Below are 14,261 nucleotides of genomic sequence, written 5' to 3' on the forward strand. Positions count from 1 at the left end.
GTGTTATTGCAGAAAAGTTGCCGATCTGGGAGAGCAACAAAGTGTTTATGAGTCGCCTCGCCTGTCCTGTCCGTATGGGAACCCCGGGGTCTGCACCAGACGTGACACAGGGGGACGTCCGGAGGCTGTTCACCCGCTCGGATGCGCCAGCGACACCGATTACAGCCACCGAAGCTGCCGACCAATTAGACTGCTCCCTCGCTGCTGCTCGTGAGAACTTAGCTGAGCTCGCCGACCGCGGTGAACTCCAAACGAAGCGACTCGACGAGGAGAAGGACGTCTGGTGGCGACCCGTCGATCAATCGATTGCCGACCAAGGTGGGGACCAAGAAGAGTTCAGCGCGTTCGTGAGCGCTGTTAAGGATTACGCGATTTTCCGACTCGATCCAGATGGCATCGTCACGAGCTGGAACGACGGTGCCGAGCGAATCAAGGGCTACGCTGCGGACGACATCATCGGTGAGCACTTCTCGACGTTCTACACCGACGAGGCGACTGCCGAGGGCGTGCCAGAACGGAATCTCGCCATTGCGACGGAGGAAGGCCGCGTCGAAGACGAGGGCTGGCGCGTTCGCAAGGACGGGACGCGGTTCTGGGCGAACGTCACGATTACCGCTATCCGGGACGACCAAGGGGTCCTCCAAGGGTTCACGAAGGTCACCCGCGATATGACCGAGCGCCACGAATATGAAGAACAGCTCCGCAAGGAAAAGGAGCGATTCGAAACGCTCGTGCAGGAAGTCCAGGACTATGCGATCTTCATGCTCGATCCCGACGGCATCATCCAGACGTGGAACGATGGCGCACGCGAGTTGAAAGGCTACTCGGAAGACGAAATCGTCGGCCAGCACTTCTCGACGTTCTACACCGAGGAAGACCGCGAAGACGGACGTCCTGAACAAAACCTCTCCAAAGCTATTGAAAACGGTCGAGTCGAAGACGAAAAGTGGCGCGTCCGTAAGGACGGGTCGAAGTTCTGGGCGAACGTCATCATCACAGCGCTCCACGACGACGACGGCGAACTTCGAGGATTTGTGAAGGTCACCCAGGATATGACCGAGCGCCGCGAGTACGAGCAGCAGTTGGAGGCGCAGGCCGAACGGCTCGAACGGCAACGGGACGAGATACAGGAGGAGCTCGACGACGTGTTCGAGCGTATCGACGACGCGTTCTATGCCCTCGACGAGGAATTCCGGTTCGAGTATGTCAACGACCGCGCCGCGGAGTATCTCGGCACATCCCCAGGAGAACTCATCGGCAGACCCATCCACGATATCCTTGGAATCGACGAGGACCACCCACTTTTAGTAGAGTTCGAGGAAGCGCTAGCCACCCAAGAACAGCGAAGTTTCGAGCGGTACTCCAACTCCATGGGGATCTGGGAGGTGATCCGCGTCTATCCGTCCGAGTCCGGACTCTCTGTGTACTTCCGGGACATCACCGAGCGCAAGGAGCGCGAGCGGGAACTCGCACGGACTCATGACCTTCTCGCACATACCGAGCGCATCGCCGATGTTGGCGGCTGGGAGGTTGACCCAGAGACGATGGAGCCGTTCTGGTCAGACCACCTTTTCGACCTCTTGGACGTGAACTACGACGAGCAGCCGACGCTGGAAGAGGCGCTCGATGTGTACCACACTGAAGAGGATCGGGCAACTGTCGAAGGGGCCGTCGAGGAGGCCATGCAAACCGGCGAGTCGTTTGATGTCGAGGTCCGCTTCCCGCGGCCCGTTGGCGACATTGGCTGGCTCCGGGTTAAAGGCGCTCCCGAGGTAGAAGACGAGGCAGTGGTCACGCTCCGTGGGGCCGTCCAGGACGTCACCGAGCGGAAACGCCGTGAGCAGCGGCTCGAGGAGCTGATCGACCGGCTTGAAGAGTCGAACAAGCGCTTAGAGCAGTTCGCGTACGCCGCCTCCCACGACCTCCAGGAGCCCCTCAGGATGGTTTCCTCCTACCTCCAGCTCATAGAGGACCGGTACGGGGACGACCTCGACGAAAACGGTCGGGAATTCATCGAGTTCGCCGTCGATGGTGCTGAGCGCATGCGCGCGATGATCGACGGTCTCCTCAAGTACTCCCGCGTCGAGACGCAGGGCGAGCCGTTAGAACCTGTGGAGCTTGACGCGATCATGGAGGACGTACTAGCGAACCTCCAGGTCCAGATTGAGGAGTCCGACGCCGAGATCGCTGTCGAGAATCTCCCAAAGGTCGAGGGGGACGCGAGCCAGCTCCGCCAACTCTTCCAGAACTTCCTCGATAACGCCATCGAGTATAGCGGCGATGAACCGCCATATGTGGAGGTATCGGCTGAACGCCTCGGGCCGGAGTACCGCATCTCGGTCCGGGACGAAGGGATCGGCATCGATCCGGCGGATCAAGACCGCATCTTCGAGGTGTTCCAGCGGCTTCACTCGCGTGAAGAGTACACCGGCACAGGCATCGGCCTCGCACTCTGTCAACGCATCGTCGAACGGCATGGCGGCGACATCATGATCGAGTCAGAACCTGGCGAAGGGGCGACGTTCATGGTGACGCTCCCGGCTCCGGCTGATGGCTAAATTGTCTGAAAATACGGATCCCTTGTATACACCTCTGTGTTTCACACGTCCATCTAAAACCAAAGGGAAGCTGACGACATTGGACCGTTTCTGATGCAGTCCGCGTTATCGGAATTTCACACGGAATCATCGTGGAAGATATGCACCGTGGATTCAGCACGTCTCTCTCAACATCTCTATTTGCTGATGGAAAAGACGGCGTTAGGTTCGCACGTGTAGTGTGCGAGTGGTTCACCGGTTTCGACGTGAAACAAACAAAGTCGTCGTGCTGAATTCACCTTCTGTATCTCGCACGCAGTTTTTGACAGGATGTAGGTAGATCAGTGCTATGCGTCGGTGTGTGGATTATCCCTACTGAACATGGATTTCGCCCCTAACACTCAAGAAAGAAACTGTAGCACTAACTGCCGTTAATCAAGTATAGAGGTCATACACTTCGGTTAGCGATTATAATGCTAGGAATCCGAGTACCACAAGCTGCCAGCAAAACGCAATGCCTAGCAGCGCCAGTACTGTCTGGTGGATCCGGACAGGTAGTGACCAGTACTGGCACCACCATGCTAGCAAAGCACCAACAGTTGTACCGACCGTGAGGATACCGATGAAATACGGGAGAAGAAGTGCGACCTGCATTGCGAGCGGTCGTGTGAAGAGTGTGACCTCGCCGCCAGATTCTAAGACGAATAGAAAGAGTACGATGAACCCAATCGAGACACTGCTCAAGCCGGCACCTGCTGTGCGGGCGAGCCATGGAGGGCTCGTCACCCGGCGTTTGACGGCATGTATGAACCCACGTTGGTCATTGCGTTCATGCGAATTTTCCATCTGCTGTTGAGGGACATGTCGATCTGTCATTCAGAGTCCTCCATATCTGGCTTATCACTGGTTCGATGCTGCTTCAACTGCCGCCAGGCACTGTGTCCACCCCACCCAACGAGCGAGAGGCCAAACCCAAATATTGCCGTTCCGAGAACACCCCCGGAGACGAGTTGGCGTTCATGGAACGGGACTGGTTGGTAGACACCAGTCGGTTCACTGCTCATGTTCAGCACGTTCACAGCCCCATCTGTAACCTCGAAAGCAAGGACATCGTGGCCGCCGATCTCTTCGTACACGTATGGCTCGGTCTCAATCCACTTTCGGGCGTCACCCTCGAGAGTCGTTGTGCGCAGATCGCCGTTGTCCGCTGGTTCGACAGTCATGTGTTCCAGCAGATCTACTACCTGGAGAGGACCGCTTTGCGGGAGATATGAGAGGCTGTACTCGCCAGCGACGGTTTCAGCGCGTTCACGACCACCCGGTTCTGAAGTCGGAATAGGTGGCGTCGGTGCTGGTTGGTGACCATACTCTTCGACAATCTCCTCAACGACAGCCGCCGGAAGTTCGCTGGGGTTGCTGTTGTAGGCGACGAAGATCCCGACATCGTGGTCTGGGGCAAGCAGCAGGTGGCTCGTGAAGTTGACCGTCCCGCCAGAGTGAGCAATGAGATTGGCGTCTGGGTTCCCGTACTCGTGGAAGCCATACCGCCAATTCGTGACTGCTGGGTGGCGTACGTGGTGACGACTGTGCATCAGTTCAGCGGTCGCCGTGTCGAGAATCCGCCTGTCGTCAATTGAACCACCACCAAGGTGTGCACTCATGAACGCCGCCATATCCGTCGCTGTCGCGCTTAACGAACCCGCAGGACGCATGTTGATGTACACATCGTTAGTTACCGTGAACGACTCACCGTCGCTGACGTGCGGCGCGGCAAGGTCGCCAGGCTGATCGTCAGAGACAGGCTGGGCAAACGTGCTGTGAGTCATGCCGAGCGGTTCGAAGATCTTCGACAGGACGTACTCGTCAAACGTCGTCTCGTGAGCTTCAGCAACGATGTGACCGGCGAGCGCCGCGCCATAGTTGGAGTATCCGACGTGCTCGCCAGGGGGACGGATGCGCGAGCGCTGCTGCTCGGTGAGCACAGTCTCCAACGAGTCGAGATCAGCTGGATCGGCGACGATGTCAGGGTCAAGCGCTGACTCAAATCCGGCAGTGTGCGTCCCGAGATGTCGGAGTGTCACCGGGTCGTCGTATGTGTCTGGGACAGTCACTTCCGAATCGTCAAGGTACGTGTTCACGTCGACATTAAGGTCGAGCACACCCCGTTCGACACCCTGCATAACAGCGGTATAGGTCACGAGTTTCCCGACCGATCCAACCCGGAACATTGTCTTGTCAGCTCGAACCGGATCGTCGGCATCGACATCAGCAGCACCGTACCCTTTGGTAAGAACGGGTCTGTCTCCCGAGACGATGGCGACAGTGGCTCCGGGTGTCGTCGTTCCAATCCGTTTGGCCATCACCTCGTCAACGAACGCTTCGAGTTCGTCCGAGTTCGTGAATGGGCTATCACCTGAACGAGAGTCGATGTCGTGAGAGGTGGTCGTGGCGCTCGTTCGACTGGCCGCAGTTCCAAGGCTGCCGAGTCCGAGACTACTAAGACACCCGAGGAACGACCGTCTCGTGGTTCCAGCGGTGCTGGTATTCATCATGACGGGATAACCTCGATAGCAGTGACGAGACCGAAGAACGCGGTCGAGGCGTTTTCGACTGTAAGGCCGGCCTGTTCGACGGTCTCCAGCGGGTCGTGGTTCAGTCGGCAACCATTCTTCTCGTAGTGAGAGTTAGCGCGCCAATCTTGAAGCCAGGCGAGCAGCGCGGCGTCGCTGCGACTGTGTTCGAGCAGCAGGATCTCGCCATCAGGCGTACAGACGCGCTCCATCTCGCAGAGTGCGGTAATCGAATCGGGGAATGTACACGTCGAAAACGACGAGATGATGGTGTCAAAGCTGTCGTCGGGGAAGTCGAGTGTCTGAGCATCCATCTGGCGGACGATACCGTCCAGATTGAGCCTGTCGAGTTCATCGCGGGCGTGGGCAAGCATCTCAGCGCTGATGTCGATGCCGACGACTTCGCTTGACGATGAGAGATACCGGAAGTTCCTCCCGGTGCCGCAGGCAACGTCGAGCACGCGGCCGTTCGCGTCCCCGAACTGGCGACGGCGATATCGACCGGCGAATAGTCGATCGAGTTGCTGCCACCGGGCAAGTTTGTCAGCTACGTCTGCGTATGCGTCGGTGATCTCCTCGGCCGACTTCGATCGTCTCTGGCTCGGTTGCTGTCGCTCAGTATTCTCGCTGGGTGTTCGATTCTGCTCGTTTGCCGGTTCGTGGGGATTACTCGATAACACGGGTGGGTCTCCGTTAACTGCAATTACGGACCGAGCCAGCAACACCGATAAAACTATTGTATACTTGATAATTAATCGGATTTGCTTCAAAACTGGCGTTGAGCGGACGGCCGAGCGATTACACTTCTAACACCGATACTCAGAGAACCACCCGATCAGCACCAATATCCGCTCAACGTCGATTTCGTAATAATTCTGTTAGGAACGCTGAAACTCGCCGCTCTCACGTCGCACGCGCTCCGTCTCTATCACCGTCGCAGTCGAATCAAGATAGAGCCTCACTGCATCGTTCCCATGACGCAACACAACCTCGTACTCGTCGGGATCAGACGCGATCTGCTCGGAGGTCCAGTTCCCTTCGTAGACGTATTCGTGGAACTCCCAGATACCCCGCCTAGTCACATCGACCCCACAATCCCAATGGAATGCAATCGACGCCGGGTGGTAGACGACACTGTAGGTCAACGGGCTGTTGTACTCACGGAGACACTCCTCACAGGTACTCGTCACAACGAACGAATCGGCATCAGGCAACGCACTTTCAGGCACTTCGATTACGTCGGCAGAGAGGTGTGATCCACACTCTGGACACATTCCTCTCCGAATCTGCCTGGCATTCTCCGCGGTACGTAGCTTGACACTCTGAATGAGAGTGTCGACGTCTCGTGTCTTGATCTGTGCGGGTGTTATCGGATGCCCTGTAACCTGTTGCTCACACGCCGTACAGTCAATCCGGAAAAACTGGTGCGAGAGGCTCGCCTCGAGCGCATCCGCTCCACAGAAGACACAGATCCCATCAATCGGTTCAGGACCGAACGATTCCGGCTGCTCGTAATTCTCAGACAGGATGAATCGAACAATACGCTCACCAGCGTGTGAGAGCGAATACCCGTCGTCGCTTTTCCGTAGATAGGTCCCAGTGAGTTCCCCGAGATGATACGACAATTTCGACGTATTCTCTACGTCAACATGCTCATAAATCTCAGAAAATGTGAGTTCAGCAGCCCCTGCCCCAACCTCATCAAGTTCGTATTGCGCAACAGCGACAGCGCGAAGAATATCCACACGGGTATCGTCAGCAAGAAGACGAAAGATATCCGTCGCCGAACGCTCCTCAGTCATTGTCTTCCGTATGTACTCTCAGTTCAGCAGCGATATTGAAACCCCGGTCGTCCTCGTTGGAGAAAGACAGGGAAAGAAGTACACGAGATTTATGAACGATGGATGACCGAGGTCGATGAAGCAGATGAACTCCGACGGTTAGCGGCCGAGTTGGTCGAACTGTAATCGATCTAGTCGCAACAGTACTCAACGATTTTTCTCTTGCAACGGGCTCCTTCCAATAATCATCCTGTGCCGAATGCGGAAGTTTGGTGGGGCGATTCCAGACGTCGGAATCAAAATGAACGGCCACAGATTACGAAATCGAACGTCAGATCAACCGTACATCGGTGAGCCGTTGAAGGAAGCGCTACTGTGTGAACTGGGATGCCGAACTGACAGGCGTCAGGAGTACACGCGGGGCAACCGAAGTAGATGGTGTCCGAGCACGGCCTGTTGTGGCCGTCAGCACGCGCCGCCGCCACCGCCTGCTGCACCAGCCCCGGCGCAGCTTGCAGCACTGGCACTAGCACTCGCAGCGGCAGCCGTCCCGGCGACGACGATAGCCGCGTTGTCCGTCTGACTGTAATCCTTGCATTCGCCCCATGCGACCGGTGCGATTTCGTCGTCGATATCGTCCGCTGTCTCGACTGCGTTGCGGAGATCAGTTATACCGAATCCGGCGTCGGTCGCGTATTGATCGACGAGTTGGTCTGTGAGCGCGATACGTCGGCATTCCTCGGCTTCGAAGAGTTCGTCGCCGTCGAACGTGAACTGGACGTCGTAGTGACGGACGAACACGTCGTCGAACGGCACTTGAACGGCCTTGACTGCTTCGCCGACGAGTTGCCAAACGCGATCCATATCGGGGTCCTCGACGTCTTCACCGAGTGAGAAGCGAGCGATCGGAACGACGACCGGTTCACCGTCCGGACCTTCATTCACGACCGCGACACCAGTTACTCCGCAGTCCTCGACGGTGTAGTTGCCACGCTCCACGGCGTCATGGAGCGCTTCATCTGCGTCGTTCTGACGAGATTCGAGATCGACCTGTTCGTCGGGCGTGTCGTCGCCGAGTAAGCGTTCGAGCAGGGACATCCAGATCTAGTCTTTCGAGCGGCACAACTTTGTCATTGTGGTGAAAATATGATGCGGTCCGGGGCCCCGAACGATTCTCGTTTCCCGTTGATCGTGAGAACACAGGTTTGGGTAGTCTCGGTAGCTAGCTGGTCGGTGTCTCATTATCATCGTTTGCGCCACTCTTGAGGGGCTTAATCACCGTCTCAACAATTGTATGTGGACCAGTCTCTCTGCTCCAGTATCTTCAACACACGAGCGACCCTACGATAACTATGGACTGCCCCGCGTGCGGCTCCCCTGTCACGCTCAAGGTTGGGCCAGAGCAGCCGCTTTCGACCTCGCTTTCCGACGCAGTTCTTGCGGCCGATCCAGACGAGCGCGTCGAGGTTACACGGGACTGTTGGAACTGTGGATGGCACGAAATACGCCAGCTTCGAGTCGAATCGATCGACACGACCGAAGGCAATGAAGCCGCTGTCAAGCGCGCCGCGCTCGTTGAGGAGATTACCGACGAACTTGCGGCGATCGATGATATAGCAACGCTCAAAGAAGCTCTTGGCGAGATTCGCCGCCAGCGACGGCGGGAGCTACCGACAGACGATACTGAAGAGAACATCCCGGAGTGAGTGACGATTCCTGATGTGGCCGTCGCCATCAATAAAACTACTGTCAAGATTAACGGCAACTGGTCTTGGGTATATACTGCAATAGTACTGGACCAAGATTACTTCTTGATGTTGCAGTGTTCGGATGCCGAGGCACCGATCCAGTTGCTGCATTCCTGCATCGATTGACCGAGAAACACGATTTCTCCGGGATGGTATTTCTCGTCGATGGCTATGGTTATCTGACTACCCTCTCTCCCGATTAGATTGAGCGGCCAGCTTGACTATGCCGAGAGAGATCTGATCGAAAAGTGGTTTCAGACCTTCAAGATGCGGGTTGACCCCTTCCATAACTCGTGGGTGGACAGTCGGGGGAGCGTCAAAGAGGAATTGAACAGTTCATACACTACTACATCATACAACGACCACACCAGTCACTCAATGGACCGGAACCAGAGGAGGTACTAAACTAAACGGTGCCTTATCCATTCGGCTATTGATATATCTAAATCGTGGCTCGAAGCGTTTGCCGTCTACCACAATTCATGCCAAAATTAAGCGACTGATTGTTCGTTTACAACCGAGATTCCAAAAATACTCGGAGGCTAGTCTCCGGGCATGCAATCCCGGTGTAACCGTCGTTCCGGTCGAAGGCGTGCCCCCGCGGGATTGGTTACTCGCCGTCGGGGTCGATGAACTCAAACAGCTGGTTCTCCGCGCTGGTCACGTTCCAGTGGCGGATATCCGCGCCCGGATTGGGATCCTGCTCCCAGACGTCGGCCGCGAGGTCAGCGTGGGTCGGTTCGAGCGTGAAGCCCGTGCCGCCCTCGGGCACCGCCGCGAACTTCTGGTAGTCGGCGCCCTCCCACTGGCCGAGTTCGAGGTTCGTGCCGGTGTCAGTACCGCCGCCGGCGGCCTCCAGCACGAGGTCCTCGGCGTCAGCCGCGTCGATGCGGTAGATGCCGTCTTCGAGTTCGGTCACCTCCCACGTTTGGCCGTTGGCCTCGCCCACGGTGTCGTTGTAGACGTTCGCCCCGTCGGCGAGTTCGCCGTCGACGCTCATCACGATGTCGTCGCTGTTGAGTTGGGAGGTCAGACGGTAGGTGCCCTCCGTGAGGTCGACCGTGATCGTCTCGGAGTACGATGTCGCACAACCGCTTTCGGCGGTGGCGTTCAGCGTGACGGTGTACTCGCCGGGACCGTCGTAGCTATGCGTAGCTGACCACCCCGTCGCAGTCGTGCCGTCTCCGAACTCCCACGTCAGGGAGTCGACCGACTCCTCGTTGCCGGAGACGTCCTCTGCCTCGAAGTCAATGGACTCGCCCACGTCGACGCGGGTCGCACTCGGCACGGCCCGCGCTAGCGGCTCCGGTTCGGTGATCGTGATCGTCTCAAAGTCGGTCGTCGTCTCCCCGTTCTTGTCCGTCACGGTCAGCTTGACGGGATACGTCCCCAGTTCGTCGTAGGTGTGACTGACCGACCATCCTGTCGCAGTCGTGTCGTCGCCGAACTCCCACGTCAGGGAACGGACCTTGTTGCCGTTACCCGTCAGGTCGACCGCTTCGAATTCGACTTGGTCACAGGGAGTCGCGTCGGTTTCGCTCGCGGATATCTCGGCGAGTCGGTCGTGTCCCGCAGGCTCGAACGAGGTCTTGATGTCAGGCTTCGGCGGGTCGTCCATCCCGTGGCCGAGGAAGAAACTGGGCCACGGCGGTTGGTTGTAGCCGACGTTCTGCCGGGCGATACCGGTCCGGTACTGCGGGTCGTGCAATAGCGTATACAGCCGTGTATCCGTCTCGTGGGGCGTCGCGTACAGGCGCAACGCCTCGCTGTCGTCGGTCCGCCAGATCACTTCTTCGCGCCAGTCACCGAGAATGTCCCCCGACAGACACGGGTTGCCCTTCGACGAGTTGTTCGAGCGAGTGCCCTCGAACGATTTCAGGAGGTCGAGTTCCTGGGTCTTGGGGTTCCACTTCTTGATCCAGCCGACACCGTATCCCGCGTCCCAGCCGAGGAAATCGTGATCCAGCAGTTCACGGTGCAGATCGCCGGTCCACCAAATCGCCGAGTTTACCGAATTGACGCCGGTCTCACTGATCTGCTCACCGTCGGCGGTGAACGTCCCGGCGATCTCGCTATCGGTTTCCAGGGGCACGCCCGCCCACGCTTCCGCCCCCTCGTAGTTCGGATCGATGTCGGCGACCATCGCTCTGCCGATGTCCGCGCCGTTCCTGACGGCCCAGATGTACTCGCCCGTCTCGGCGTCGCGCATCGACAGGCTCGGTGCCCCCTCGGCCGGATACTCGGCGGGGACGAAGATCTCCAGACCCTCCCGATCGGGGATGAAATCACCGCAGTGCTGGGCGTCGGGGTTCGACATCGTCGTCGTGTGCAGGCCGGTGCCGTCGTGGTCGATGACCGCCCCGCCGAAGACGATCTCGTCTTTGCCGTCGCCGTCGACGTCCGCGGTGGCCAGGCTGTGTGCGCCCACGCCCTCGTACTCCTCGTTCCCGTCCTCGCTGTCGAAGATCCAGCGCAAATCGAGTTCGCCTTGCCGGAACTCCCACGTGGCGAGCATCGTTTTTTCGTAGTAGCCCCGTGTGAACACGATGCTCGGTCGCTCGCCGTCGATGTAGGCGACGCCGGCGAGGAACCGATCGACGCGGTTCCCGTAGCAGTCACCCCAGTCACAGGCGTCTCCGCGTGCAGGCTGGAAGTCCTCCGTCGCAAGCTCCTCGCCCGTCTCCCCGTCGAAGACAGTAAGATACTCCGGCCCTTCAAGGATGTATCCGCTGTCATTCGTCCAGTCGGCGTCCGGATCGCCGATAACGTTACCGGCACCGTCTTCGGTACCGTCGCCTGTCCGTACCACTAGCTCCGACTTGCCGTCGCCGTCGAAGTCGTACACCAGGAACGGCGTGTAGTGCGCGCCGGCCCGGACGTTCTGACCGAGGTTGATCCGCCAGAGGTGCTCACCTTCTATCGTGTACCCGTCGATTAGGACGTCACCCGTCGGACCGCCTTGGGAGTTGTCCTTCGCGTTCGACGGCGTCCACTTCTGGACGATGTCGAGCGTGCCGTCGCCCGTGAGGTCGCCCATACTCGCGTCGTTCGCGTGGTACGTGATTGTCTCGCCGTTCTCGCCTTCGACCGGCTCGGGCTTGTTCAGCGGAATCTCCTTGTACTGGTTGTCCCAAACCTCGACAGACTCCGACATTCCGGGTTTCCGGTTGCCCTCCTTCCTGCCGCCGGCCCGCCCGTTGCCGACCGCTCGAACGGCGTAGGTCGAGTCAGTCGTCCCCTCGGGGTCGAGGTAATTCGTGCTGTCAGTGATCGGTTTGTTGTTTAGCCGTTCACCGTCGCGATAGACGTGGAACCCGAGATCGGCGGGTTCGGTCCCGAACAGCCGCCACCGGAGCAACACCCCGTCGTCCGCCGGAACGGCGACGAGCCCCCGATCGAGGGACTCCATCTGACGTGTACCGTGCTCGTTGTTTCCTTTTCCTCTCCCTTGCCCGTTCCCTCTCCCAGAGGTCGCCATACTGACACCGCTGGCCCCCAGCATCGCTGTCCCGGCAGTGATTCCTAGAAACTCGCGTCGATACCGGTCTTCGTTCGTGCCTCTGTCAGACATTATCTTTCACCACAATGTTTCACACATGAATATATTATATAAATGTTAGGGTACCATAACTGCCGGCGTTTCGATTTCCGTGGCGTTCCGTCTGAAATAGGAGCCCTGATCGATCGGTGGCCCGTCTGGCTCGAGGAGGTAGCGCTTTGCCGACAACACATACCAGAGGATGGGGTGCATTTGACCACGCCACAAGACAGCCACGCCGATGCTCAACCCCAGCAAGAGACGCGTGGAATGTATACGCCTTGAAACTAGAGGGCCGGTTGTGCTCAGCCTGAAATCCTGTGGGGAATTCCCGCGTCTTCAGGCGCGAGAAGAGGTCAATGTCGTAGCTGAGACCGGCTGTGCGGACAGTAATTTTGATATAGGCTCGATGTGGTGATCTAACATGTGACTACCGACGACACACTACCAAAAAAACCATCCAACGTAGCTACCGACGGCGGTAGCGAGACACCAAAGTTGCGGAACGATTACGAGGGCAGTAAACCGTCCGAAACCTGGTTTACGGAGCTCGATCAGGCTGTCATCCAGGAGGATCGCTGTATCCAGTGTGGGAGCTGTATCGCCGTCTGTCCGGTCGATACGATCGGTACCGATGAGGACGGACTACCAACGCTAACGAAGATGTGTATCGGCTGCTCGCGTTGCTGGGACTTCTGTCCCCGTGGCGGCCTTCGATACGAACGCCAGTGGAAGATTACCGGCGGGGAAGACAACGTCAAAGGTGCCGGCGACCCGATCGACGAACACTCCGCGAAGGTCCAAGACAACTGGCGAGAGAACGCACAGGACGGTGGCGTCGTCACCGCCATGCTTATTCGCCTACTCGAGGAGGGTAAGATCGACGGCGCGGTCATCGCAACCGAAAGCGAGGACGAGCCGTGGAAGGCCGAGCCGTTTATCGCAACCACTCCCAAGGAGTGTATCGAGAACGCAGGTTCGTTCTACAACCAGACGATGGCGCTGGAACACCTCGATTACAGAGCGATCGAAGAGACGTTCCCGGAGATGGACCTCGACGACCTCGATCTCGCAGTCGTCGGGACGCCGTGTGTAATCGAAGGTATCGAAGCCCTGCAGGACTTCGAGTGGGACTACGGGAGCCACGAGGAAGGCGTCCGTGCGATCGAGTATACGATCGCGCTGATGTGTACCAAGAACTTCAACTACTACAAGTTCGTCGGCGAACAACTCGAGGAGAAACGCGACATTCCGCCGGAAGATATCAAGAAGATGGATATCCTCCACGGCAAGCTGATGGTCTGGGACCACTCCGACGAGATGATCCTCGAGGAAGACATCGAAAACTTCCACAGCGCCGCGCTGAAAGGCTGTGACGAGTGTGCTGATTTCACCGGCTACTGTGCGGACGTTTCGGTCGGCTCGGTCGGCTCGTCCGACGAGTACTCGAGTGTCATCGTCCGAACGGAGGCGGGCCAGGAAATGTGGGAACTCACCGAACCGGAGCTCGACCACCACGACCTGGAGGAGCGCTCCGAGATCGGCGGCCTCCAGAATTGGGACAAGAAGGCCGCGTTCGACGCGCTCGAGCGACCGTTCGATCCGGATGCGCCACGGTTCTTCTCCTACAGCGAACACGCCGAAGATTACGGCGTTGATCCGGACCCGTACGATCCATCGGTCAAAGGCAAACCGAGCAGTAGCAGCTGAGGTCGGTCGGTGGGCACGGTCGTCCACGCCGTCTCTGCGTTATTTTTGTGGAGTGATCTCAAGACGATTGAGACTCATCTTCTGTCTATCGTCAAGACCATAGTTGAGGTATCGCCTATAATACCCGATACGGTAAACTGGATATATAATGTTTGATCATGCCGAACGCCAGATCTTACATTGATTTCCCTGAGGCTCGTATCGTTCACAAGGATTTTACACAGGTACTCAAGTAAAATACGTCGGCTGCTTTCATCGTTCTCCCGTAGCTAATTCGGACTATATAATGTTCGAATACGATGAAAACGAAGGCCCGCCTGAATCATACTCTCCTATATGATTAAACTACAAAACTAGCTGAAAACAGTGAATGTAGT

At 57.7% G+C, this 14,261-nt stretch carries 8 protein-coding genes and 1 pseudogene; 4 read left to right on the forward strand and 5 right to left on the reverse strand.

Annotated elements, in window-relative coordinates; genetic code table 11:
- Positions 1-74 precede the first annotated feature (74 nt).
- A complete protein-coding gene (locus HALXA_RS19485) occupies positions 75-2,558 on the forward strand; it encodes a PAS domain-containing sensor histidine kinase (protein ID WP_013875977.1) in 2,484 nt (827 codons plus the stop codon).
- Between the two features lie 851 nt (positions 2,559-3,409).
- Here HALXA_RS19485 and HALXA_RS19490 read toward each other — a convergent pair.
- The 4 genes from HALXA_RS19490 to HALXA_RS19505 all read right to left on the reverse strand — a co-directional run bounded on the left by HALXA_RS19490 (position 3,410) and on the right by HALXA_RS19505 (position 7,986).
- Positions 3,410-5,086: a serine hydrolase domain-containing protein gene (locus HALXA_RS19490; protein WP_013875978.1), complete on the reverse strand. Its 1,677-nt coding sequence runs from the start codon at positions 5,084-5,086 to the stop codon at positions 3,410-3,412.
- Entirely contained in the window at positions 5,086-5,832 is a 747-nt protein-coding gene (locus HALXA_RS19495) for a class I SAM-dependent methyltransferase (protein ID WP_013875979.1), read from the reverse strand. The genes HALXA_RS19490 and HALXA_RS19495 overlap by 1 nt, the downstream gene beginning before the upstream one ends.
- Before the next feature lie 153 nt (positions 5,833-5,985).
- Complete coding sequence (locus HALXA_RS19500) at positions 5,986-6,909, reverse strand: winged helix-turn-helix domain-containing protein (RefSeq protein ID WP_013875980.1); 924 nt, start codon at positions 6,907-6,909, stop codon at positions 5,986-5,988.
- A 444-nt stretch (positions 6,910-7,353) separates the two neighbouring features.
- Positions 7,354-7,986, reverse strand: coding sequence for a hypothetical protein (locus tag HALXA_RS19505; RefSeq protein WP_013875981.1), 633 nt, complete (start codon positions 7,984-7,986; stop codon positions 7,354-7,356).
- A 254-nt stretch (positions 7,987-8,240) separates the two neighbouring features.
- On the opposite strand from HALXA_RS19505, the gene HALXA_RS19510 reads away from it, so the two are divergent.
- Positions 8,241-8,594, forward strand: a complete 354-nt coding sequence (locus HALXA_RS19510; protein WP_013875982.1) for a hypothetical protein — start codon at positions 8,241-8,243, stop codon at positions 8,592-8,594.
- A 21-nt stretch (positions 8,595-8,615) separates the two neighbouring features.
- A pseudogene (locus HALXA_RS21535) lies at positions 8,616-9,046 on the forward strand (IS6 family transposase); the annotation flags it as partial.
- A 200-nt stretch (positions 9,047-9,246) separates the two neighbouring features.
- Here HALXA_RS21535 and HALXA_RS22720 read toward each other — a convergent pair.
- Complete coding sequence (locus tag HALXA_RS22720) at positions 9,247-12,045, reverse strand: rhamnogalacturonan lyase family protein (protein WP_013875983.1); 2,799 nt, start codon at positions 12,043-12,045, stop codon at positions 9,247-9,249.
- Positions 12,046-12,600: 555 nt separating this feature from the next.
- Here HALXA_RS22720 and HALXA_RS19520 point away from each other — a divergent pair.
- Positions 12,601-13,884 (forward strand): Coenzyme F420 hydrogenase/dehydrogenase, beta subunit C-terminal domain, encoded by a 1,284-nt coding sequence (locus tag HALXA_RS19520; protein ID WP_013875984.1) that lies wholly within the window; start codon positions 12,601-12,603, stop codon positions 13,882-13,884.
- Positions 13,885-14,261: the final 377 nt, after the last annotated feature.

Origin of the sequence: Halopiger xanaduensis SH-6, assembly GCF_000217715.1 — an archaeon.
GTDB lineage: Archaea > Halobacteriota > Halobacteria > Halobacteriales > Natrialbaceae > Halopiger > Halopiger xanaduensis.

Bases quoted from the DNA above. Each gene is read 5' to 3' on its own strand.
- HALXA_RS19500 (WP_013875980.1), bottom strand. From the start codon at position 6,909: ATGACTGAGGAGCGTTCGGCGACGGATATCTTTCGTCTTCTTGCTGAC.
- HALXA_RS19510 (WP_013875982.1), top strand. From the start codon at position 8,241: ATGGACTGCCCCGCGTGCGGCTCCCCTGTCACGCTCAAGGTTGGGCCA.
- HALXA_RS19505 (WP_013875981.1), bottom strand. From the start codon at position 7,986: ATGTCCCTGCTCGAACGCTTACTCGGCGACGACACGCCCGACGAACAG.
- HALXA_RS19485 (WP_013875977.1), top strand. From the start codon at position 75: ATGGGAACCCCGGGGTCTGCACCAGACGTGACACAGGGGGACGTCCGG.
- HALXA_RS19490 (WP_013875978.1), bottom strand. From the start codon at position 5,086: ATGAATACCAGCACCGCTGGAACCACGAGACGGTCGTTCCTCGGGTGT.
- HALXA_RS22720 (WP_013875983.1), bottom strand. From the start codon at position 12,045: ATGGAGTCCCTCGATCGGGGGCTCGTCGCCGTTCCGGCGGACGACGGG.